Annotated in this window: 17 protein-coding genes; 16 read left to right on the top strand and 1 reads right to left on the bottom strand. The window is 76.1% G+C overall.

The annotated features are described in order from the left end of the window. Window positions 1-234 precede the first annotated feature (234 nt). Window positions 235-1,716, top strand: coding sequence for a polysaccharide biosynthesis tyrosine autokinase (locus ACI8AD_RS05570; RefSeq protein WP_456869533.1), 1,482 nt, complete (start codon window positions 235-237; stop codon window positions 1,714-1,716). A 62-nt stretch (window positions 1,717-1,778) separates the two neighbouring features. Beyond that, window positions 1,779-2,309 carry an arsenate reductase/protein-tyrosine-phosphatase family protein gene (locus ACI8AD_RS05565; RefSeq protein WP_456869532.1) on the top strand — a complete coding sequence of 177 codons (531 nt, stop codon included), beginning with the start codon at window positions 1,779-1,781 and terminating at the stop codon, window positions 2,307-2,309. 9 nt (window positions 2,310-2,318) lie between these two features. On the opposite strand, the gene ACI8AD_RS05560 is transcribed toward ACI8AD_RS05565, so the two are convergent. Continuing rightward, window positions 2,319-3,473 (bottom strand): glycosyltransferase family 4 protein, encoded by a 1,155-nt coding sequence (locus tag ACI8AD_RS05560; RefSeq protein WP_456869531.1) that lies wholly within the window; start codon window positions 3,471-3,473, stop codon window positions 2,319-2,321. A 271-nt stretch (window positions 3,474-3,744) separates the two neighbouring features. On the opposite strand from ACI8AD_RS05560, the gene ACI8AD_RS05555 reads away from it, so the two are divergent. The 14 genes from ACI8AD_RS05555 to ACI8AD_RS05490 all read left to right on the top strand — a co-directional run bounded on the left by ACI8AD_RS05555 (window position 3,745) and on the right by ACI8AD_RS05490 (window position 23,566). Beyond that, window positions 3,745-4,551: a CDP-alcohol phosphatidyltransferase family protein gene (locus tag ACI8AD_RS05555; protein WP_456869530.1), complete on the top strand. Its 807-nt coding sequence runs from the start codon at window positions 3,745-3,747 to the stop codon at window positions 4,549-4,551. Next, window positions 4,548-5,321: a polysaccharide deacetylase family protein gene (locus tag ACI8AD_RS05550; RefSeq protein ID WP_456869529.1), complete on the top strand. Its 774-nt coding sequence runs from the start codon at window positions 4,548-4,550 to the stop codon at window positions 5,319-5,321. The genes ACI8AD_RS05555 and ACI8AD_RS05550 overlap by 4 nt, the downstream gene beginning before the upstream one ends. Before the next feature lie 26 nt (window positions 5,322-5,347). Then, window positions 5,348-6,157, top strand: a complete 810-nt coding sequence (locus ACI8AD_RS05545) for a hypothetical protein (RefSeq protein WP_456869528.1) — start codon at window positions 5,348-5,350, stop codon at window positions 6,155-6,157. A 137-nt stretch (window positions 6,158-6,294) separates the two neighbouring features. Further along, the gene (locus ACI8AD_RS05540; RefSeq protein ID WP_456869527.1) at window positions 6,295-6,753 is read left to right on the top strand and encodes an adenylyltransferase/cytidyltransferase family protein; all 459 of its coding nucleotides are present in this window, start codon (window positions 6,295-6,297) and stop codon (window positions 6,751-6,753) included. A 91-nt stretch (window positions 6,754-6,844) separates the two neighbouring features. Then, complete coding sequence (locus ACI8AD_RS05535) at window positions 6,845-8,086, top strand: MFS transporter (RefSeq protein ID WP_456869526.1); 1,242 nt, start codon at window positions 6,845-6,847, stop codon at window positions 8,084-8,086. Next, window positions 8,079-9,116 carry a hypothetical protein gene (locus tag ACI8AD_RS05530; RefSeq protein WP_456869525.1) on the top strand — a complete coding sequence of 346 codons (1,038 nt, stop codon included), beginning with the start codon at window positions 8,079-8,081 and terminating at the stop codon, window positions 9,114-9,116. The genes ACI8AD_RS05535 and ACI8AD_RS05530 overlap by 8 nt, the downstream gene beginning before the upstream one ends. A 240-nt stretch (window positions 9,117-9,356) precedes the next feature. Continuing rightward, window positions 9,357-10,895, top strand: a complete 1,539-nt coding sequence (locus ACI8AD_RS05525) for a sugar transferase (protein WP_456869524.1) — start codon at window positions 9,357-9,359, stop codon at window positions 10,893-10,895. After that, complete coding sequence (locus tag ACI8AD_RS05520; protein WP_456869523.1) at window positions 10,895-17,833, top strand: DUF4082 domain-containing protein; 6,939 nt, start codon at window positions 10,895-10,897, stop codon at window positions 17,831-17,833. The genes ACI8AD_RS05525 and ACI8AD_RS05520 overlap by 1 nt, the downstream gene beginning before the upstream one ends. Before the next feature lie 108 nt (window positions 17,834-17,941). After that, window positions 17,942-19,003, top strand: coding sequence for a Gfo/Idh/MocA family protein (locus ACI8AD_RS05515; RefSeq protein WP_456869522.1), 1,062 nt, complete (start codon window positions 17,942-17,944; stop codon window positions 19,001-19,003). After that, window positions 19,000-19,998 (top strand): NAD-dependent epimerase/dehydratase family protein, encoded by a 999-nt coding sequence (locus ACI8AD_RS05510; protein ID WP_456869521.1) that lies wholly within the window; start codon window positions 19,000-19,002, stop codon window positions 19,996-19,998. Before ACI8AD_RS05515 ends, ACI8AD_RS05510 begins: the two co-directional genes overlap by 4 nt. After that, on the top strand, window positions 19,995-21,149 hold the full coding sequence (locus tag ACI8AD_RS05505) for a DegT/DnrJ/EryC1/StrS family aminotransferase (protein WP_456869520.1): 1,155 nt from the start codon (window positions 19,995-19,997) through the stop codon (window positions 21,147-21,149). Before ACI8AD_RS05510 ends, ACI8AD_RS05505 begins: the two co-directional genes overlap by 4 nt. Continuing rightward, window positions 21,146-21,841, top strand: coding sequence for a NeuD/PglB/VioB family sugar acetyltransferase (locus ACI8AD_RS05500; RefSeq protein WP_456869519.1), 696 nt, complete (start codon window positions 21,146-21,148; stop codon window positions 21,839-21,841). Before ACI8AD_RS05505 ends, ACI8AD_RS05500 begins: the two co-directional genes overlap by 4 nt. A gap of 17 nt (window positions 21,842-21,858) precedes the next feature. Then, on the top strand, window positions 21,859-22,977 hold the full coding sequence (locus ACI8AD_RS05495) for a DegT/DnrJ/EryC1/StrS family aminotransferase (protein WP_456869518.1): 1,119 nt from the start codon (window positions 21,859-21,861) through the stop codon (window positions 22,975-22,977). Then, the gene (locus ACI8AD_RS05490) at window positions 22,970-23,566 is read left to right on the top strand and encodes an acyltransferase (RefSeq protein ID WP_456869517.1); all 597 of its coding nucleotides are present in this window, start codon (window positions 22,970-22,972) and stop codon (window positions 23,564-23,566) included. The genes ACI8AD_RS05495 and ACI8AD_RS05490 overlap by 8 nt, the downstream gene beginning before the upstream one ends. The last annotated feature ends 18 nt before the right edge of the window (window positions 23,567-23,584 follow it).

Below are 23,584 nucleotides of genomic sequence, written 5' to 3'. Positions count from 1 at the left end.
GTGGCAGGCCGCCCGGCGGCGGCCCCGGCCGCTCACCCACGGTGCCGGACGGGCGCCGCGTACGGCGGCCGGGCGGCCCGGGCACCCCGTTCGGGTCAGCCCCGGGCCGCGCGGGGTACGGGCACGGTCCCGTCTCGGTAACTTGCCGCTCGGATGGCAGCCGGCCACCCCACCGGGGCGCCGGCCGTCGCTGCCGAGCCCGTCCGATCGGTGCGTGCACGCACGGGGAGACTGATGAACCTGCACGAGTTCCTGCACATGCTGCGCCGCCGCTGGCGGTGGCTCGTCGCGGCCGCGCTGGCCGGCCTCGCCGTCGCCGGGGCCCTCTCCCTGACCACGCCGAGGTCCTACGAGGCCACCAGCAGCATCTTCTTCTCCCTGAGCTTCGGGGAGTCCGCCGACGACCTGGTGCAGGGCTCCGCGTTCGCGCAGAACCAGGTCGCCTCCTACGCGATGCTGGCCACCACGCCGGCCGTGCTCGACCCGGTCATCGACGACCTGGACCTCGACACCACCGCCCGCCGGCTGGCCGGCCGGGTCTCCACCGAGGTGGTGGCCGGGACGGTGGTCCTCGAGGTGCGCGTCACCGACACCTCCCCGGCGCGCGCGGCGGAGCTGACCAACGCCGTCACCGAGCAGCTCGTGGCGACCGTCGCCGACCTCGCGCCGGCCACCGCCGACGGCGACCCGACGGTGCGGGGCACCACGGTGTCCCCGGCGGTCGCGCCGACCGCGCCCAGCGCGCCCCGGACCACGCTGAACCTGCTGATCGGCCTGATCGCCGGGCTGGCCCTGGGCACCGCCGCCGGGCTGGCGCGCGACCTCACCGACACGCGGGTGCGCACCCCCGAGGACGTCGCCCGCGTCACCGACCTGCCGCTGCTGGGCGCGCTGGACACGCCGCCGGCGCGGGGCGGCCGCCGCGACCTCGTCGTCCTCACCGCGCCGCGCAGCCCCGCGGCCGAGGCCGTCCGCGCGCTGCGCACCGCCGTCCAGTTCTCGGCCCTGCCGGGCCGGCCGCTGTCGCTGCTGGTCACCTCGTCGCACTCCGGCGAGGGCAAGTCCACGGTGGCGGCCAACCTGGCCCTGGCCCTCGCCGACGCCGGCCTGCGCGTGGCGCTGGTCGACGCCGACCTGCGCCGGCCCTCCGTGGCCGACACCCTCGGCCTCGAGGGCGCGGCGGGCCTGACCACCGCGCTGATCGGCCAGGCCGACCTCGACGACGTCCTGCAGGAGTGGGGCAGCGTCGGGCTGTCGGTGCTGACCACCGGCCCGCTCCCGCCCAACCCGAGCGAGCTGCTGGCCTCGCCGGCGATGGCCGACGTCCTCGCCCGGCTCGAGCGGACCCACGACGTCGTGGTCGTCGACGGGGCACCCCTGCTGCCGGTCACCGACTCCGCGGTCCTGGCCCGGATCGTCTCCGGGACGATGGTCGTCGCCGACACCAGCCGGATCCGGCGCCCCGCGCTGGGCCAGTCCCTCGCGCTGCTGCGCCGGCTGGACGCCCGCGTGGTCGGCGTCGTGCTCACCCACGTCCGCCAGCGGGCGCGCGACACCTACGGCTACGAGGCGGTCGACGCGCCGGCCGAGCAGGTCGCGGACTCCTCGTGGCGGGCGCCGCTCACCCGCGGTCCGCGGTCCGCGCCCGACCCCGTGGGGACGGCACCGGCGGAGTCGCGCGGCGGGGCGCACGCCGAGCCGTCCGGCCGCTGGTGACGGTGCCGTCCACCCGGACGCACGACGAGGACGGTGGCCCCGCGGGGGTCACCGTCCTCGTCGTGTGCACCGCCAACGTCTGCCGGTCACCGGCGGCCGAGCGGCTGCTGGCCCGGCGCCTGGCCGGCTCCGGCGTCACGGTCACCAGCGCCGGCACCCGCGCCCGGGCCGGCGTGCCGGTGGACCCGCAGGTGGCCGAGCTGCTGGCGGCCGCCGGCGTGCCGGCGGAGGCCTCCGGCGCCCGGGAGCTGCGCCCGGCCGACGTCCGGCAGGCCGGGCTGGTCCTGGCGATGGCCCGCGAGCACCGGTCCGCCGTGGTCCAGCTGGTCCCGGCTGCCCTGCGCCGCACGTTCCTGCTGACCGACGCGGCCGACGTCGCCGAGGCCGTGGCCGCGGCCGGCTGGCCGCAGGACGTGCCCGCGTCGGCGGCGGCCCGGCTGGCGGCGCTGCCCGGGCTCGCGGCCCGCCACCGGGTGCCCGGCGCGGCCCCCGAGGACGTCCCCGATCCGCACCGCCGTCCCCGGGAGGAGTACCTCCGGAGCCTCGCGGTGATCGAGGACGCCGTCGACCGGCTGGCCCGCGCGGTCGGCTGAGCGGGCCGCCTACGCGGCGGTGGGGAGGGTCCCGGCCGGACCGGGCAGGACGGCGGCGGCCAGCGCCCGGGTGAACGCCGCCATCGAGAACCGCGCGCGGGCGTCGGCCCGGCCGGCGGCGCCCAGCTCCTCGGCCAGCCGCGGGTCGGCCAGCAGCCGCAGCACCGCGTCGGCGAGCGCCCGCGGGTCGTCGGCGGGCACGAGCAGCCCCGTCTCGCCGTCCCGCAGCACCTCCGGCAGCCCGCCGATCCGCGTGGCGACGACCGGCCGCCCCAGCAGCAGGGCCTCGACCGCCACGAGCCCGAAGGACTCGACGCGGGAGGGCACGAGGACGACGTCGGCGGCGGCGACGTGCGGCGCGGGGTCCTGGAAGCCGGTGAAGACGGTGACGTCGCCGACGCCCTCGCGGACGGCGAGGTCGCGCAGGCCGTCCTCGACCGCCTCGTAGCCGGGGTAGCAGTCGCCGACGAGGGTGAGCGTGACGTCGTGGCCGGCCTCGCGGACCAGCGCGGTCGCCCGGACGGCGGTGTCCTGGCCCTTGATCGTCGACAGCCGGCCGACGACGACGAGGCTCCGCGGCCGCCCCGGGGTCCGCTGCACGGCGGGGGCCACCGGCTCGCGGACGCCGTTGTGCACCACCCGGGTGCGCCGGGCGGCCCGTGCGCCCAGCGAGGCGCGGATCCAGGCCGCGGTGTCGCCGCTGTTGGCGACCACCGTGTCGGCGGCGAGCAGGGGGGACAGCAGCAGCGCGGCGGCCGGCCGCGGCATCGGCATGCTCTCGTGCACGTGGCACACCACGCGGACACCGGCCAGCCGCCCGGCCAGCAGCCACTCGGGGGCGGTGACCGTGCTGACGTAGAGCACGTCGGCGCCCTGGGCGCGCAGCCAGGACGCCAGCGTCCCCACCGAGCGCAGGAAGCGGCTGGCGAAGGCGACGGCCCGGCGCGGGTCGCGCAGCTCGACCTTGCGCAGGACGGGGAAGTCCTCGACCCGGACCTCGTACCCGCGGGCCCGCACCGCCTCGACGAGCGGGCCGGAGGTGGACAGCACGGCCAGGACGTCGGGCCCGAGGGCGGCGAGGCTCTCGAGGAACATCCGGTCGCTGCCGTACAGGTCGGCGTGCGGGTGCACGGCCACGACGCGGCCGGTGCGGGGTCGTCCCACGGGGAGCTCCAGGTGTCGTCGGCCGGTGGCCGTCGCACCCGGCGACAGCGGCGTCCCGACCGTGTCGGTGCGGCCTGCGGACGCTAGTCCGGGGCGGCGGGCGGCCACCACGTCGCGTGACCCCTCCGGGGGAGGCCTCCCGCGCCAGGGGCAGCGGGCCCCGCCCCTTCGGATGAGACCGGTCCTGCCGGACCCCGCCCGCGGGGCCGCGGGCGGCGAGACTCGGCGGGCCGGTCCGCACCCGTGGACCGCCCGATCCCCCGGAGGACCCGTGCTGCAGGACGACGTGGCGGTCGCGGACGCGCACACGCCGCCCGTGATCCCGACCCGCGCCCCGGCGCGGCCGGCTCCCGGCGAGACGCTGGCCCACACCGTCGCCCGCCTCGCCGGCGCCCAGAAGGGCGCGCACGGGGCCCCGGCCTACAGCCGCTTCGTCAACCGGCCGGCCGGACGGGTCCTGGCCGCGCTGGCCTTCCACCGCGGGCTCACCCCCGACGCGGTGACCGCCACGAGCGCCGTCGTCACCTTCTCCGCCATCGCGACCGTCGCGCTCGCGCCGCACTCGTGGTGGGTCGGCGTGCTCGTCGCGCTGGCCCTGGCCCTCGGCTACGCGCTGGACTCCGCCGACGGCCAGCTGGCCCGGCTGCGGGGCGGCGGCACGCCGGCGGGGGAGTGGCTGGACCACGTGGTCGACGCCGCCAAGACCGTGTGCATCCACCTCGCCGTCCTCGTCGGGCTCTTCCGCCAGGGCGAGGTCGGCGACGGCTGGCTGCTGGTGCCGGTCGGGTTCGCCGTCGCCGACGTCCTCTACTTCTCCGCGATGCTCCTCAACGACGCGCTGCGCGCCGCCCACGGCGCCCCGACCCGGGCGGCGCCGGCCGCCGGGCGGGCCGGCGTCCTCCGCTCGCTGGTGGTCCTCCCCACCGACTACGGGGTGCTCTGCCTGGTGTTCGTGCTGCTCGGCTCGGCCCCGGCCTTCCTCTCCGCCTACGGCCTGCTCGCGCTCTGCACCGCCGCGTTCGTGCTGGCCGGCCTGCCGCGCTGGCGGCGGGAGATGACCCGCCTGGGTGCCCGGTGACCGCGACGTCGTCCCAGGGGGCGCAGGCCGCGGAGGGCCGCGAGCGGCTGCGGGTCCCGCCGGTGCTCATGTACCACTCGATCAGCCCGTCGGCGCTGCCCGACCCGCACCGCGTGCGGGTGCACCCGCACCGGCTCGACCGCCACCTGCGGCTGCTGCGCCGGCTGGGCCTGCGCGGGGTGTCCCTCGCCGAGCTGGTCGCCGCCCACGACCGCGGCGCGGCCGCCGGGCTGGTGGGGCTGACCTTCGACGACGGCTACACCGACTTCCTCGAGCACGCCGCGCCGGTGCTCGCCCGCCACGGGATGACCGGCACGGTGTACGTGGTCGCCGGCCGGCTGGCCGGCCGCAACGAGTGGGACGACGGCCCCCGGCTGGACCTGCTCGACGCCGACGGCGTGCGCGCCGTGGCCGCCGCCGGGCACGAGGTCGGCAGCCACACGCTGCACCACGTCCACCTCCGCGGCGCCGACCCGGCCGTGCTCGCCGACGAGGTCGGCGGGAGCCGCCGCGTGCTGGAGGAGGTCCTGCAGGCGCCGGTGCCCGGCTTCGCCTACCCGTGGGGGGAGTTCGACGCGGCCGCGGCCGACGCGGCGCGCGCCGCGGGCTACGACCACGCCTGCGTCACGGGCGACTACCTGCCCGGTGACCGGTTCACGATCCCGCGGTTCTACGTGGCCCCCGGCGACGGTGCGCCGCAGCTGCTGGCCAAGCTCGCCCGGCACGCGTGGCGGATGCGCGGCGTGGAGGCCCCCGGGCCCGTCCGGTGAGCCGGCGGGCGGGCGTCCTCACGGCGGTGACCCTGCTCCTCGGTGGGTGCGCCGCCGGTGCCCCGGACAGCGCACCCGGGGTGGTGGCGACCGCGTCCGGCCCGGCCGCGCCCGCGCGGGTGCCCGGCACGGCGGCCGGCGCGCTGCTCGACCCGGGTACGCACTCCCTGTCGGTGGCCGGCGAGGCCGCGGTCGTCCTGGTCCCGGAGCGGCCCAACGGCCGGCTGGTCCTCTACGCCCACGGGTACGGCGCCGACCTCGGCGCGCTCGCCGACGACGAGGCCTTCGGCGGCCTGGCCCAGGGCCTCGTCGCCGCGGGCTACGCGGTCGCCGCCTCCGACGCCGGCGGGGACGCCTGGGGCACCGCGGCCAGCGTCGACGCCCACGCCGCCCTGGCCGCCACGGCCCGGGAGCTGACCGGCGCCGGCGAGGTGTTCCTCGTGGCCGAGTCCATGGGCGGGCTGGCCGGGGCGCAGCTGGTCACCGGCCGGCGGATCGCGGGGCTGCGGGCCTACGCCGGCATCGCGCCGCTGTGCGACCTCGGCTCGGTGTACGACGCCTTCGCCGACTCGATCGACGCGGCGCACGGCACCGACGTCGACGCGGCGCTGGCCCGGCTGTCCCCGGTGCGGCTGGACGCCGACGTGCCGGTGCGGCTGTGGGCGTCCGACGAGGACACCGTCGTCGCCCGCGAGCGCAACGCCGACGCGTGCGCCGGCCAGGTCCTCGTCGACGGCGGGACCGCGCGGGTCGTGGCGGCCCGCGGTCAGCACGGCGACCCCTCGCTGTACGACCTCGACGGCGTGCTGGCCTTCTTCGCCGACCCCTGGGGCTGACCCCACCGACGCTCACGCGGCGTCACCGTGTCCCCCGACCGGGTGCATCCAGGCAGGGGAGACCCGTCCGGGGGATGACGGAGAGTGACCCCGGCTGGTCGACTGCCCGGGACGTCGGACGAGGTCCTGGGGGAGACATGACCGTCATCGGGTACGCGCCTGGCGCGTACGACCTGTTCCACATCGGCCACCTCAACGTGCTGCGGCACGCCGCGGCGCACTGCGACCGGCTGGTGGCCGGGGTCGTCGCCGACGACGTGCTCCTGCAGACCAAGGGCCGGCTGCCGGTGGTCCCGCTGGCCGAGCGGATGGAGATCGTCCGCAACCTGCGCTTCGTCGACGACGTCCACGCCGAGGTCGTGCCGGACAAGCTCGAGGCGTGGCGGGCGGTGCGCTTCGACGTCCTGTTCAAGGGCGACGACTGGCGGGGGACCCCGAAGGGCGAGCGGCTCGAGCGGGACATGGCCACCGTCGGCGTCACGGTCCACTACTTCCCGTACACGATGCACACCTCGAGCACCGCACTGCGCCGGGCGCTGCAGGCGCTGGAGACCGCCGACCCGGCGAGCCGGACGGCGCCCGCACGCCCGCGCTGAGGCCGGAGGGGCTCCCGGCGGCCCCGGAACGCACGCATACTGCGCCCGGCGCGCGGCGGCAGCACACCGGCCGCCGCCGGGAGGAGGCCGGGTGTACGCCAGCGTGCGCGACGTCCCCTCGGCGGGCGCGCCTCCGGGGCGGGCCCGCACCCGGGTCGGCGGCACGGTCCTCGCCCTGGGCACCGTCAGCCTGCTCACCGACGTCTCCTCGGAGATGGTCGCCGCCGTCCTGCCCGTGTACCTCACGCTGACCCTCGGCCTCTCGCCGCTGGCGTTCGGCGTCGTCGACGGCGTCTACCAGGGGACGACGGTGCTCGTTCGGCTCGCCGCCGCCGCGGCGGCCGACCGGTGGCAGCGGCCCAAGGCGACGGCGGTGCTCGGCTACGGGCTCTCGGCGCTGTGCAAGCTCGGCCTGCTGCTCGCCTCGGGCGCCGCCGCGCTGAGCGCGGTGCTGGCCGTCGACCGCACCGGCAAGGGCCTGCGCACCGCGCCGCGGGACACCCTCATCGCCGACGCCGCGCCGGCCGGGGCGCTCGGGCGGGCGTTCGGCGTCCACCGCGCCATGGACACCACCGGAGCGCTGCTCGGGCCGCTGCTGGCCGTGGCGCTCCTGCTGTACCTCCCCGGCGACTACGACAGCCTGTTCCTCGTCAGCGCCGTGTTCGCGGTGCTGGGCCTGGGCGTGCTGGTCACCTTCGTCCCCGAGCGCCGCCGCGCCGCCGACCGCCCGCCGGTCCGCTGGCGCCAGGTCGCCGCGCTGGCCGGCCACCGGCCGGTGCGGCGGGTCGCGCTCACCGGCGCGCTGCTGGGCCTGCTCACCGTCAGCGACGGGTTCCTCTACCTGCTCGTCCGTGAGCGGGAGGCGGTCACCGCCGCGCTGTTCCCGCTGCTGTTCGTCGGCACCGCGGCGGTCTACCTGCTGCTCGCCGTCCCGCTGGGCCGGCTGACCGACCGGGTGGGTCGGGTACCGGTCATCGTCGCCGGCCACGTCGCGCTGCTGGCCGCCTACGCCGCGCTGCTCCTGCTGCCCGCCGACGGGCTGCTGCTGGCCGGGGTCGTCGTCGCGGCCCTCGGCGTCTACTACGCCGCCACCGACGGCGTCCTCGCCGCGCTCGCCGCCGAACTCAGTCCCGACGACGTCCGGACCTCGGGGATCGCCCTCGTGCAGACGGCGGTGGCGGCCGGCCGGTCGGCGTCGGCGCTGCTGTTCGGCCTGCTGTGGACGCTGACCGGGCAGTGGACCGCGCTCGCCGGGTTCGCCGTCGCGCTCGTCGTCGTCCTCCCCGCGGCCCGGTGGGCGCTGCGCGACCTGCGGGTCGGTCCCCGTGCGTGACCGCCGCCGGCTGCTGGCCTTCGTCCTCGCCGCGGTGCTGGTCGTCGCCGGCACGGTCGCCTACCTGCTGGTCCAGCGGCAGGGGGACGAGGCGGCCGCGGCCGCCGCGGCGGCGGAGGAGGCCGGCCGCACCCGGCTGGCGGTCGAGGACGTGCAGCGGGTGCCGCACGTCGTCGTGCGCAACACCGAGCCCGGGCCCTCGTACGGCGAGGTCGCGCTGGTCCCCCTCGACGACCCCGACGGCCCGCGGGCGGTCGTCGACCTCGCCTGCGAGCGGGTCGCGGCCGCCCGGGGCGGCGCCGTCTGCCTGCAGTCGGTGACCGGGGTGGTGACCACCTACCGCGCCGTCTTCCTCGACGGGTCCTTCCGCGAGATCGGCACGGCCGACCTGCCGGGCGTCCCCAGCCGGGCCCGGGTCTCGGCCGACGCGAGCTACGCGGCGACGACGGTGTTCGTCACCGGGCACGCCTACACCGACGCGCAGTTCTCCACCGAGACCGTGGTGACCGACCTGACCGGCGGGACGCCGGAGTCGCTCGGGAACCTCGAGTCGTGGACGGCCACGGCCGCCGACGGGACGCCGGTGACCGCGGAGGACCGCAACTTCTGGGGTGTCACCTTCGTCGGGGACGGCCCGGACCTCTACGCCACCATGGGCACCGGCGGCGTCCGGTACCTGGTCCGGGGGGACGCCGAGACCCGCACGCTGACCGTCGTCGCCGAGGACGGCGCGTGCCCGTCGGTGTCGGCCGACGCGTCGACGATCGTCATGAAGGGGACCGACCCGGTCTCCCGCGCCCCGGTGCTGACCGTCTACGACGTGGGCACCGGCGAGCGGGCCCCGCTGGCCGAGGGCCGCGAGGTCGACGACCAGGTGGCCTGGTGGGGTGCGGACCGCGTCCTCTACGGCGTCGGGAGCGGCCTGTCCGGGTCCGGGGACTCCGACGTCTGGGCCACCGCCCCGACCGGCGACGGGCAGCCTGCCATCCTCGTCCCCCGCGCCACCTCGCCGACCGTCGTCCTCCCCTGACGCGTCACCTCCTCGGGTGTCGTCACGGGACGTGACCACGGCAGCACCGCCGACCCGGGACCAAGGGCCTGAACAGCGCGATCGGCGCGCAAGGGGGTTGCGCTCGGTGACGGGCCTCTGGTTCGTTGGCGCCGCTCCAGCGCACGGTCGTGGGCCCCGGCCACCGGTCCCGGCGCGGAGAGCGGGGGCCGGCGCACGGCGTGCGCCCCCGCACACCTGAGCAGAGGGGGCGGCGGGTCGATGGTCCTCCGTGACGTCCGGGAGCCGCAGACGGCCGCGCTCGTGCCGGTCCCGCGGTCGGCCCCCACGGCGGAGGCACTCACGCCGGCCGCGGTGCCCGCTCCCGCGTGGGCGACGGCCTCCGACGGCCTCCGACGGCCGGCGCCGCGCTGGCTGCGGGCCTACCACGTCGCCGTCGTCGGCAGCGATCTCGTGGCCGGCGCCGTCGCCGGCTCGCTGGCCCAGGTCGTGCGGTTCGGCACGGAGGTCGTCCCCTCGACCTGGATGGTCATGGGGCTGTTCCCCGTGCTGTCGGTCGTGGTCGTCGCGCTCGCCGGCGGCCACCGCAGCGCCCACCTCGGGACCGGGACCGAGGAGTACCGGGCGGTCATCCGCGCCGGGGTCGGGTGCCTCGCCCTCGTCGCGCTGGCCTCGTACGCGCTGGCGCTCGAGCTGTCACGGGGTCTGGTCGTGGTCGCGGTGCCCGCCGCCCTGCTGCTCACCGCGGTGGGGCGGCACGTGCTGCGGCGGTACGTGCACCGGCTGCGCGGCCACGGGCGGTGCCTGCGCACGGTCCTGGCCGTGGGCCGGACCAACGCCGTCGCCGACCTCGTCCGGCAGCTCGAGCGCGACCGGCACTGCGGGATGGTGGTCGTCTCCGCCTGCGTGCCCGAGCCCCCGGTGGGGACCACGCTGGCCGGCACCGACGTCCCGGTCGCCGGGGACCTGCGGGTGGCGGCGCGGCTGGCCCGGGAGCTCGACGTCGACGCCGTCGCGGTCACCAGCTCCAGCGAGACCGCCGCGGTCTACCTCCGGCGGCTGTCGTGGGAGCTGGAGGGCAGCGGCATCGAGCTGCTCGTCGCGCCCGGCCTGATGGAGGTCGCGGGCCCGCGCATGCACGTGCGGCCCTTCATCGGCCTGCCGCTGGTGCACGTCGAGGAGCCGGTCTTCACCGGCCCGAAGCGACTGGTCAAGGAGCTCATCGACCGGGTCGCCGCGGGCCTCGCCCTCGTCGTCCTGCTCCCGGTGCTCCTGGCGGTCGCGGTGGCCGTCCGGCTGGACAGCTCCGGCCCCGTCCTCTTCCGGCAGGTGCGGGTCGGCCGGCAGGGGCGCACCTTCTCGATGCTCAAGTTCCGCACGATGTGCGTCGACGCCGAGCAGCGGCGGGCCGAGCTGGCCGCGCGCAACCAGAACGGCGACGGGCCGCTGTTCAAGGTGGCCGACGACCCGCGGGTCACCCGCGTCGGGCGGGTGCTGCGGCGCTACTCCCTCGACGAGCTGCCCCAGCTGTGCAACGTCCTGACCGGCCGGATGTCGCTGGTCGGGCCCCGCCCGCCGCTGCCCGACGAGGTCGCCGTCTACGACGACTCGGTCGCCCGCCGGCTGCTGGTCAAGCCGGGGTTGACCGGCCTGTGGCAGGTCTCGGGGCGCAGCGACCTCACCTGGGACGAGGCCGTGCGGCTCGACCTCCGCTACGTGGAGAACTGGTCGCTCGCCCTGGACCTGCAGATCCTGTGGAAGACGTTCCACGCCGTCGTCCGGCCTCTAGGGGCGTACTGATGGACACCGTCCACGCCGTCCGGCGGCTCTGCGTCGTACTGGTCGCCATGGCCCTGGCCACCGTCGGACTGGTCACCGTTCCCCAGCGGGCGGTCGCGGCGGACCCCTGTGCCGCCCCGGTGACCAACCCGGTCGCCTGCGAGAACACGAAGCAGGGCAGCGCCGACTGGGTCGTCACACCCGACACCAGCATCGAGGGGTTCACGACCGACATCAGCGCCGACCTCGGGGACCGCGTCGACTTCAAGATCCGCACCGATTCGCGTGACTACCGGGTCGACGTCTACCGGCTGGGTTGGTACGGCGGTGCGGGCGGCCGCCTGATCACGTCCGTGCGTCCCAGCGTGGCGCTGCCGCAGCGCCAGCCCAACTGCCTCCGTGACGCGACCACCGGCATGGTGGACTGCGGCAACTGGGGGGTCTCGGCCAGCTGGACCGTGCCCAGCACCGCGGTCTCGGGCGTCTACGTGGCCGTCCTGCACCGCAACGACACCGGGGCGGAGAACCAGGTCACCTTCGTCGTCCGGAACGACGCCAGCCGCTCCGACGTCGTCTTCCAGACCTCCGACACCACCTGGGCGGCCTACAACGACTGGGGTGGTGCCAGCACCTACTACGGGGACGGCCCCGGGGGCGCCGGCCGGGCCTACTCGGTCAGCTACAACCGACCACTCGCCGCGGGCGAGTCCGCCGGGCAGGTGACCTACGCCGAGTACCCGATGATCCGGTTCCTCGAGCGCAACGGTTACGACGTCTCCTACATCGCCGGGGTCGACACCGACCGCTCCGGCGGCCTGCTGACCAACCACCGGCTGTTCCTGTCGGTCGGTCACGACGAGTACTGGTCCGGTCCGCAGCGCGCCGCCGTCGAGCGGGCGAAGGCCGCCGGCGTCCACCTGGCCTTCTTCAGCGGCAACGAGATGTGGTGGCGGTTCCGCTGGGGCCCGTCGATCGACGGCTCGGCCACCGGCCACCGCTCACTGGTCGTCTACAAGTCCAGCCTCGACGGCGCGCAGACCGACCCCTCGGGTGACTGGACCGGCACGTGGCGCGACCCGCGCTTCCGCCAGCCGGGTGTCACGCCCGAGAACGCGCTGATCGGCCAGCAGTTCCGGGTCAACGGGAACGGAGCGGGCTCCCGCGCCGACTCCCTCAGCGTCCCGGCCGAGTACGGCAAGGCGCGACTGTGGCGCAACACCGCCGTCGCGAACCAGGCCTCCGGCGGCACCTACACCTTCGGCCCCGGGACGCTCGGCTACGAGTGGGACTCCGACGTCGACAACGGCTTCCGGCCCGCCGGGATCGCCCACCTGTCCAACACCGTGGTGGACGTCGCCGAGGCGGACGTCCTCCAGGACGACTACGGCGTCCGCTACGCCCCGGGCACGGCCACCCACAACCTGACGCTCTACCGCGACCAGGCCAGCGGTGCGCTGGTCTTCGGGGCAGGGACCGTCCAGTGGTCCTGGGGGCTGGACGACGAGCGCGCCGGCGGTGGTCCGGCCGTCGCCAACACCCCCATGCGGCAGGCCACGGTGAACCTCTTCGCCGACATGGGGGTCCAGCCCGCCACGCTGCAGAGCGGGCTGGTCGCCGCGACCGCGAGCACCGACACCAGCCCGCCGCGGGTGACCATCACCGCGCCCGGCGGCGACGGGGTCGTCGTCGGATCGGCGGTCACCATCCGCGGGACGGCGACCGACACGGGTGGTGTCGTCGCCGGCGTGGAGGTGTCGGTCGACGGCGGCACCACCTGGCACCCGGCGCAGGGCCGGGCCGAGTGGTCCTACACCTGGACGCCCACCGCCTCGGGACCGCTGGCCGTGCGCGCGCGCGCGGTGGACGACAGCGCACGCCTGTCCGCGCCGGTCAGCCTGGACACCTCGATCGGCCAGCGCACCTGCCCGTGCAGCATCTGGCCCGACTCGGCGGTGCCCGGCACCCCGGCGGCGGCCGACACCACGCCGATCGAGCTGGGGCTGCGGTGGCAGTCGCAGGTCGCCGGCTACGTCACCGGGATCCGCTTCTACAAGGGCGCGGGGAACAGCGGGACCCACACCGGCAGCCTCTGGACCAACGACGGTCGGCTCCTCGCCACCGGCACCTTCACCGGCGAGACGGCCACAGGCTGGCAGACACTGAGTCTCAAGACACCGGTAGCCGTCTCGGCCGGGACGACGTACGTCGTCTCCTACTTCGCACCCGCCGGGCACTACGCCGCCGACGCCGGGTACCTCACCGCGGCGGCCACCACGAACGAGCCGCTCACCGCCCTCCGCGACGGCACCGACGGGCCCAACGGTGTGTACCGCGTCGGCGGTCCGGGCTTCCCGACGAGCACCTACCAGGGCGCCAACTACTGGGTCGACGTGGTCTTCCAGAGCACTGCGCCGCCGGACACCACCGCACCGTCGGTGGCCCCCGGCAGCCCGCTCGACGGCAGCAGCAGCGTGCCGCAGTCGACGGCGATCACCGCGGTGTTCGACGAGCCGGTGGACGCGACCAGCATCCGCATCGGCGTCACCGGAGCCGGCGGCTCGGCCATCGCCGGTGCCACCAGCTACGACCCCGGCACGCGGACCGCCACCTTCCGGCCCGCGGAGCAGCTGGCGCCGGCGACCCGCTTCACGGTCACGGTCGCGGCCGCCCAGGACGCCGCGGGGAACCCCCTGGACTCGCCGGTCAGCTGGTCGTTCACCACAGCTCGGCCGCCCGCTGCGCCGGGCGTCTGCCCGTGCAGCGTCTGGGACGACACCGCCGTCCCGGCCGTGGTCAGCGTGGCCGACCCCGCAGCGGTCGAGCTCGGCATGCGCTTCCGCGCCGACACCGACGGGACCGTCACGGGCGTGCGCTTCTACAAGGGGCCGCAGAACACCGGGACGCACACCGGGACGCTGTGGTCGGCCGACGGCCGGCAACTCGCCCGCGCCACCTTCTCCGGCGAGTCGACGGCCGGCTGGCAGGAGGTCGCGTTCAACCAGCCCGTCCAGGTGACCGCCGGGACGACGTACGTGGTCTCGTACCACACCGACAGCGGCTACTACTCCGCCACGGCGAGAGGCCTGTCCGAGGCCGTGGTCCGCAGTCCCCTCACCGCCCTCGCCGACGGTGCGGACGGTCCCAACGGCGTCTACGTCTACGGCGCCAGCGCCTTCCCCACGCGCCCGGGCTCGGCCAACTACTGGGTGGACGTCGTCTTCCGGCCGGCTCCGGACACCCTGCCGCCGACGGTGACGAGGACGGCGCCCGGCGCCGGGGCCACCAGTGTGCCCGTCGATGCCGCCGTGTCCGCGGCGTTCAGCGAGCCGGTGGACCCGGCCTCGCTCACCGTCGCGGTGTCCTCCGCCGCCGGTGCGTCCGTCCCCGGGACCACGACCTACGACGCGGGGACCCGCACCGTCCGGTTCACGCCGGCCGCACCGCTGGCGGCTGCGACCGGCTACACCGCGACCGTGGCCGGCGTCCGCGACACCTCTGGCAACGCCATGGCCGGGCCGTGGACCTGGTCGTTCACCACCGCGGGTGTCGGGGCCTGCCCCTGCACGCTCTTCAGCGACGCCGTTCCCGGGAACCCGGCCACGGACGACGGCCGGTCGGTGGAGCTCGGCACCCGGCTGCGCTTCGACGTGGACGGCTGGGTGACCGGTGTCCGGTTCTACAAGGGGCCGGGCAACACCGGCACGCACACCGGCACCCTGTGGACCGCCGACGGTCAGCTCCTGGCCACGGGCACCTTCACGGCCGAGACGGCCTCGGGCTGGCAGCAGCTGACCTTCGCCAACCCCGTGCAGGTGACGCAGGGGACCACCTACGTCGCCTCCTACCACGCGCCCTCCGGGCACTACTCCGCCGACGTGGGCGCCTTCACCGACCGCGGTCGGGTCAACTCCCCGGTGCGCGGCCTGCGCGACGGCGAGGACGGCCCGAACGGGATCTACGCGTACGGGCCGGCCACCACCTTCCCGACGGGCACCTACCGGAGCTCGAACTACTGGGTCGACGCGGTCTTCGTGACCGAGCCGCCCACCGACACCACCCCGCCGACAGTGACGACGACCTCGCCCGGGGACGGCTGGTCCAGCGTCCCCGTCGACTCGCCGGTGCAGTTCGGCTTCGACGAGGCGATCCGGGCCGACACGGCGGTCGTCCGGGTCGCCACGACGCAGGGGACCGTGCTCGCCGGCACCGTGACCGGCTTCGGTGCGCGCACCGTCGTCTGGCGGCCCGCCGCCCCGCTGCCGCCGGGCACCGGGATCACCGCGACGGTCGAGGGGACGCGGGACCTGGCCGGCAACCCCATGGCCGGACCCGCCAGCACCTCCTTCACCACCGCGGCCGGGCAGTCCTCCGGCTGCCCCTGCACGCTGTTCCCGGAGAGCGCGGTGCCGACCGTGGCCGCCGACAGCGACGCGAGCCCGATCGAGCTGGGCGTGCGGTTCAGCGTCGACACACCCGGGTCGGTGACCGGGGTGCGGTTCTACAAGGGACCCGGCAACACCGGGACGCACACCGGCAGCCTGTGGGCGCCGGACGGGACCAGGCTGGCCACGGCGACCTTCGTCGGGGAGACCTCCGGCGGCTGGCAGCAGGTCCTCTTCGACACGCCCGTCCCGGTCTCGCCGGGAGTGGTCTACACCGCCAGCTACCACACCGACACCGGGCACTACAGCTACACGCGGGGTGCCTTCGAGTTCACCGGGGTCGACCGGGGTCCGCTGCACGCGCCGCGGGCGACCGCGACCGAGCCCAACGGCGTCTACGTCTACGGCGCCTCGGCCATGCCCACCCGCGGATCGAGCACCGACTACGGCGTCGACGTCGTGTTCGTCACCGATGGCAGCACCACCCCGCCACCGCCACCGGGTGCGGACACCACGCCGCCCCAGCCGGTGCGCACGGCGCCCGCCGACGGGACGACGGATGTGAGCACGACCGCGCCGGTCAGCGCCACGTTCTCCGAGCCGCTGGCCGCCTCCTCGGTCCGCTTCAGCCTGACCGGGCCGGCCGGGCCCGTCGCCGTCGTCGCCGGGCTGGACGCCGCGGGCACGACGGTGACCGCCACGCCGACCGCGGCACTGGCGGAGCAGACGACGTACACGGCGACCCTGGTGGTCGCCGACGCGGCCGGGAACACCGTCCCCGCACCGGTGACGTGGACGTTCACCACGGGCGCGGCGACCAGCCCGCCGACCCCGGGCAGCTGCCCGTGCACGTTGTTCGCCGACGACTCGGCACCCGCGGCGGTCGCCGACAGCGACGCGAGCCCGATCGAGCTGGGCGTGCGGTTCAGCGCCGACACCGCCGGCGTGGTCACCGGGGTGCGGTTCCACAAGGGACCCGGCAACACCGGCACGCACACCGGCAGCCTGTGGGCACCCGACGGGACCAGGCTCGCGACGGCCACCTTCGTCGGGGAGACCTCCGGCGGCTGGCAGCAGGTCCTCTTCGACACGCCCGTCCCGGTCTCGCCGGGAGTGGTCTACACCGCCAGCTACCACACCGACACCGGGCACTACAGCTACACGCGGGGTGCCTTCGAGTTCACCGGGGTCGACCGGGGTCCGCTGCACGCGCCGCGGGCGACCGCGACCGAGCCCAACGGCGTCTACGTCTACGGCGCCTCGGCCATGCCCACCCGCGGGTCGAGCACCGACTACGGCGTCGACGTCGTGTTCGTCCCGCAGGCTCCGCGGCTCACGGCAGCGGCCACCGGCGAGGCGACCCCGGCGCCGACCGGGCCGGCCACGACGTCCGAGCCGTCCCCGTCGACCACGACCGCCCCGTCGACGCCGTCGGAGCCGTCCCCGTCGACCACCACCGCGCCGCCGCCCTCGACAGCCGAGGCGCCGGGGAGCACGTCCGCACCGTCCACCACGGACCCGCAGACTCCCACCTCGCCGTCGACGTCGTCGCAGGCGCCGCCGACGACGACGTCCGAGGCGCCGGCGACGACGTCCGAGCCAGGGCCGACGACCACACCGCCGCCGACCACCACGACACCGCCCGGCACGACGCCGCCGCCGAGCACGACGGCACCGACGACCACACCGCCGCCGCCGACGACGACGGCACCGCCGAGCACGACGGCGCCGTCGCCCAGTGCCCCTGCCCCGCCACCCCCGACGACGGCCGCACCCGCGGAACCGTTCTCGCTGTTCGGGGCCGGGGACACGCCACCGGCCGCGGCGGTGGATGACACCGCCGCGACCGAGGTCGGCACGCGGTTCACCACCTCGGCCGCCGGCTGGGTGACCGCGCTGCGCTTCGCCAAGGGCACGGGTGCGACCGGCACGCACGTCGGCAGCCTGTGGACCGCGGACGGGCAGCGGCTCGCCACGGTGCGCTTCACCGACGAGACGGCGTCGGGCTGGCAGACGGCCGTCCTCGCGCAACCGGTCGCCCTGCGCGCGGGCCAGGAGTACGTCGTCAGCTACACCGCCCCGCAGGGCCGGTGGTCGCAGACGCCGTCCTGGTTCACCGCCGACCGCAGCAGCGGACCGCTCACCACGCCGGCCGACCGGCAGGGTGCTCCCAACGGCGTCACCGGGCCGGCGGGCAGCTTCCCCACGGCCGCGGCCGGCGCTACAGCGTTCTGGGTGGACGTCGTCGTCGCCACGACCGAGCCACGGGGCGCGGGCACCGACACCGCGGCGCCGTCGGTCACCGACACCGGGCCGCAGGGGAGCGCCCCGGTGACCGCGACGCCGATCGCGGTGTTCAGCGAGGCGGTCCAGGACGTGCGGATGACCCTCACCGGACCTGACGGCTCGCCGGTGCCGGCGACGCTCACGTGGGATGCCAAGACCCTCGTCGCCCGGCTCGAGCCCGAGCAGCCGCTGACGGCGGGGACCACCTACACCGTCACCGTCGACGCCGCCCGTGACGCCGCCGGCAACGCCCTAGCCGATCCCGTGACGTGGACCTTCGACAGTCGGTGAACCACGGGGCGCGGATCTGAAAGAGGCACGACGCGAGGTCACCCGAGACGGGTGGACGCACACCAGACTGGCCCGGCGCGACCGGTCGAGGACCACGGGGAGACGACAGTGACGACACCCATCGGCATCGCCGTGATCGGCGCGGGCTACTGGGGACCGAACCTGGTCCGCAACGCGCAGGCCACCCCTGCGCTCCGGCTCGAGTACCTCTGCGACCTGGACGTGAACCGGGCGCGCGCCGTCCTCGGGGACTACAGCACCGTACGGGTCACCGACGACCTCGACGCGGTGCTGTCCGACCCCGCCGTGGCGGCGGTGGCGGTGGCCACGCCGGCGGCCACCCACGCAGGCATCGCGATGGCGGCTCTCGCCGCCGGCAAGCACGTGCTGGTCGAGAAGCCGCTGGCGGCCAGCCTCGCCGACGGCGCGAAGATCGTGCGCACCGCTGAGGACGCGGGCCTGGTCCTCATGCTCGACCACACCTACTGCTACACGCCGGCGGTGTCCCACCTGCGCGAGCTGGTGCGCGGCGGCGAGCTCGGCGTCCTGCAGTACCTGGACTCGGTGCGGATCAACCTCGGCCTGGTGCAGGCCGACGTCGACGTCGTCTGGGACCTCGCGCCGCACGACCTGTCGATCCTCGACTCGCTGCTCCCCGACGGCGTCACGCCGGTGAGCGTGGCCGCGCACGGCGCCGACCCGCTCGGCTGCGGGCAGGTGTGCGTGGCCCACCTGTCGATCCAGCTCAGCTCGGGTGCGCTCGCGCACGTGCACGTCAACTGGCTGTCGCCGACGAAGGTCCGCACGACGATCGTCGGCGGCTCCCGGCGCACCGTCGTCTGGGACGACCTCAACCCGACCCAGCGCGTGGCGGTCTACGACCGCTCCATCGAGACCCGCGACCCCGCCGAGCTGGGCGTCGAGGCCCGCAACCAGACGCGGGTGTCCTACCGGATCGGGGACATGGTCGCCCCGGCACTCCCCGAGAGAGAGGCACTGCGCACGATGATGGGCGAGTTCGCCGCCGCGATCACCGAGGGGCGGCCACCGCTCACCGACGGCCGCTCCGGGCTGCGGGTGCTGGCGATGCTGGAGGCGGCGAGCACCAGCCTGCGCGCCGGCGGCGTCGCGGTGCCGGTGGAGCAGGTCACCGCGGAGGTGGCCGCGTGAGCGCCGCCGTGGAGCTCTCCGGCAGCCGGGTGCTGGTCACCGGCGGCGCGGGCACGATCGGGTCGCACGTCGTCGACCAGCTCGTCGACGCCGGGGCCGCGGAGGTCGTCGTCCTCGACAACCTCGTCCGCGGCCGGCTGGCCAACCTCGACCGGGCCCTGGAACGCGGTGGCGACGTCGTCCGGGTGGTGGAGGGGGACATCCGCGACGTCGCGCTCGTCCACGAGCTGACCCGCGGCAGGGACCTGGTCTTCCACCTCGCCGCGCTGCGGATCACCCAGTGCGCCGAGCAGCCGCGGCTGGCGCTCGAGTCGCTGGTCGACGGCACCTTCACGGTGCTCGAGGCCGCCGCCGAGCACGGCGTGGCCAAGGTGGTCGCCTCGTCGTCGGCCTCGGTCTACGGCCTCGCGGAGGAGTTCCCGACCACCGAGCGGCACCACCCGTACAACAACGACACCTTCTACGGGGCGGCCAAGGCCTTCAACGAGGGCATGCTGCGCAGCTTCAAGGCCATGTACGACCTCGACTCGGTCGTGCTGCGCTACTTCAACGTCTACGGCCCGCGGATGGACGTGTACGGCGTCTACACCGAGGTGCTCATCCGCTGGATGGAGCGCATCGCCGCCGGCGAGCCGCCGCTGATCCTCGGCGACGGCCTGCAGACGATGGACTTCGTCCACGTCGAGGACATCGCCCGCGCCAACCTGCTGGCCGCGCGCGCCGACGTCACCGACACCGTCTTCAACATCGCCTCCGGCACCGAGACCAGCCTGCGCGAGCTCGCCGACCGGCTGCTCGCGGCGATGGCGTCGGACCTGACGCCGGTGCACGGCGAGGCCCGCAAGGTCAACGCCGTCACCCGACGGCTGGCCGACGTGACCGCGGCCCGGGAGCAGCTCGGCTGGACCGCGCAGATCGGTCTCGACGAGGGCCTGCGGGGCCTGGTCGAGTGGTGGCGCGCCGAGTGCGCGCCGGCGCAGGAGACCCTGGCATGACCCTCGTCGACCTGCCGGCGCTGCCCACCATCCCGGTGATGAAGCCTTGGCTGGGGGAGGAGGAGGCCGCGGCCGCCGCCGAGGCGGTGGCCTCGGGCTGGGTCGCGCAGGGGCCGCGGGTCAAGGCGTTCGAGGAGACCTTCGCCCGCCGGATCGGGGTCCCCGAGGCGGTCGCCGTCTCCAACTGCACGACCGGGCTGCACCTGGCGCTGCACCTGCTCGGCGTCGGACCCGGCGACGAGGTCGTCGTCCCCTCGTTCTCCTTCATCGCCACCGCCAACGCCGCCCGCTACGTGGGCGCCCAGCCGGTCTTCGCCGACGTCGACGCGCTCACCGGCAACCTGACGCCCGCCACGGTCGAGGCGGTGCTCACCCCGCGCACCCGCGCCGTCGTGGTCGTGCACCAGGCCGGCGTCCCCGCCGACGTCCCCGCGCTGGAGGCGCTGCTCGCGCCCCGGGGGATCGCGGTGGTGGAGGACGCCGCCTGCGCCATCGGCAGCACCCTGCACGGCCGCCCGGTGGGCGCCGGGGCGCACCTGGCCGCCTTCTCCTTCCACCCCCGAAAGCTGGTGACCACCGGCGAGGGCGGCATGCTGACCACCACCGCGCCGGAGGTGGCCGCCCGCGCCCGCCGGCTGCGGGAGCACGGCATGAGCGTCAGCGCGGCCGACCGGCACGCCACCGGCAGGGTCGCGCCGGAGCAGTACCTCGAACCCGGCTTCAACTTCCGGATGACCGACGTGCAGGCCGCCATCGGGCAGGTGCAGCTGACCCGGCTGGACGCGATGGTCGCCCGTCGCCGGGAGCTGGCCGCCCGTTACCGCGAGCTGCTCGCCGACCTGTCCGGCCTGCGGATGGTGGCCGACCCGCTCTGGGGGACGACGAACTTCCAGTCCTGCTGGGTGCTGCTGCCCGAGGACGCGCCGGTCGGCCGGGACGCCGTCCTGGAGCGGATGAGCGCGGCCGGGATCTCCTGCCGCCGCGGCATCATGGCCGCCCACCTCGAGCCCGCCTACGCCGACCGGCCGCGGGTCAGCCTGCCGGTGACCGAGCGCCTCACCGCCGACAGCCTGGTCCTGCCGCTGTTCCACCAGATGACCGAGGCCGACCAGGACCGCGTGGTCGACGCCCTCCGCGCGGCACTGCGGTGAGCGCGACCGCGCGGCCGCTGGTCGTCCTCGGCTCGGGCGGTGCCGCCCGCGAGGTCGTCCAGCTGCTGCGCGCCTGCCCGGAGGCCGCCGGCGTCCCCGTCGCGGTCGCCGGGTTCCTCGACGACGACCCGGCGCGCGCGGGCGCGGCCGTCGACGGCGTCCCCGTGCTCGGGCCCACCGGCGAGGCCGCACAGCACGCGGCCCGCGGGGCGCTGCTGCTGGCCTGCGTCGGCAACCCGGGTGCCCCGGCCTCCCGGCAGCGGCTCGTCGACCGGCTCGGCCTGCCCGACGAGGTCTGGGCCACCGTGGTGCACCCGCTGGCCGTCGTCTCGCCGGACAGCACGGTCGGCACCGGCTCGGTGCTGCACGCCGGCGTCGTCCTCACCGCCGCGGTGACCGTGGGCCGGCACGTCTACCTGATGCCGCACGTCGTGCTCACCCACGACGACGAGGTCGGCGACGCGGCCACCTCCGGCGCCGGCGTCCGGCTGGCCGGCGGCGTCTCGGTCGGCGCCGCCGCCTACCTCGGGTCGGGCGCCCTCGTCCGCGAGCACCGGCGGATCGGCGCCGGCGCCGTCGTCGGCATGGGCAGCGTCGTCCTCCGTGACGTGCCGCCCGGTCAGACCTGGGCCGGTAACCCGGCCCGCCCGCTCGTCCCGTCCACCGCTGCCCTCCTGGAGGCCTCCCTGTGACGACCGTCGACCGACCCGTGACGACCCGTCCGGTCCCGCTGGTCGACCTCGGCATCCAGCGCGACCGCATCGCCGACGAGGTGGCCGAGGGGTTCGCGCGGGTGCTGGCCACGACCGCGTTCGTGCAGGGACCCGACGTGGGCGCCTTCGAGGAGGAGTTCGCCGCCTTCACCGGCCGGGCGCACTGCGTCGGCGTCGGCAACGGCACCGACGCGCTGGAGTTCGCGCTGCGGGCCGCGGGCGTCGGCGCGGGCGACCCCGTGGCGCTGCCGGCCAACACCTTCGTGGCCAGCGCGGAGGCGGTGCTGCGCGCCGGTGCCCGGCCGGTGCCGGTCGACGTCGACGACGAGCACCTGCTGCTCGACCCGGCGGCCCTCGAGGCGGTCGCGGGGGAGTGCCGCGCGGTGCTCCCGGTCCACCTGTTCGGCCAGATGGCCCCGATGGCGGAGATCCGGGAGGTCGCCGAGCGGTACGGGCTGGTGGTGGTCGAGGACGCCGCGCAGTCGCAGGGCGCCACCCACCGCGGGGTGCCGATGGGCGGCTGGGGCACCGCGGCCGGCACGAGCTTCTACCCGGGCAAGAACCTCGGCGCCTACGGCGACGCGGGCGCGGTGACCACCGACGACCCCGGCGTCGCCCGCACGGTGCGGCTGCTCGCCAACCACGGCAGCGAGGTCAAGTACGAGCACCCCGTCCTGGGCTTCAACTCCCGCCTGGACACCCTGCAGGCTGTGGTGCTGCGGGCCAAGCTGCACCGGCTCGCCGGGTGGAACGCCGAGCGGGTGGCCGCCGCCGACCGCTACGCGGACCTGCTCGCCGGCGTCCCGAGCGTGCGGCTGCCGGCGGTGGCGCCGGGCAACGAGCACGTGTGGCACCTCTACGTCGTGCGGGTGGCCGCCCGCGACGCCGTGCTGGCCGACCTCAACGCGGCCGGGATCGGGGCCGGCGTGCACTACCCGGTGCCGGTGCACCTGACCGGCGCGCTGGCCCCGCTGGGTCACGGGCCGGGCGACTTCCCGGTCGCCGAGCGGGCGGCCGGCGAGATCCTCTCCCTGCCGCTGTTCCCGGGCATCACGCCCGCCCAGCAGGAGCGCGTCGCCGAGGTGCTCGCCGGGGCGGTGGTGCGGCATGGCTGAGCCGCCCGGCGTGCAGGTGCACCGGCTGGGGCTGTGCGAGAGCGACGACGTCGGCCCCGGCACCCGGATCTGGGCCTGGGCGCACGTGCTGCCCGGCGCCCGCGTCGGGGTCGACTGCAACGTGTGCGACCACGCCTACGTCGAGGGCGGCGCCCGCCTCGGCGACCGGGTGACCGTGAAGAACGGCGTCCTCGTCTTCGACGGCGTCGACATCGGCGACGACGTGTTCCTCGGCCCCGGCGTCGTGTTCACCAACGACCTGCGGCCCCGCGCGCACGTGAAGAAGGGTGCCGACGCGCTGCTGCCGACCGTGGTCGAGGACGGCGTCACGCTCGGCGCGGGCACCGTCGTCGTCTGCGGCACCCGCATCGGCCGGCACGCCTTCGCCGCCGCCGGCTCCGTCATCACCCGCGACGTCCCGGCGCACGCCTTCGTCGCCGGCAACCCCGCCCGGCAGCGCGGCTGGGTCTGCGCCTGCGGCGAGCGGCTCGACGACCTGACCTGCGCCGCCTGCGGTGCGGCGTACGTGTGCCCAGGTCCCGGCGCGGGCCTCGAGCACGCTCCGATCCCGGCGTCATCGGGCGCCTGATCATGGGCCTGCGCGTCA

This window comes from Geodermatophilus sp. SYSU D00766, from assembly GCF_054049915.1.
This window is presented reverse-complemented; position numbering and strand designations above follow the sequence as displayed.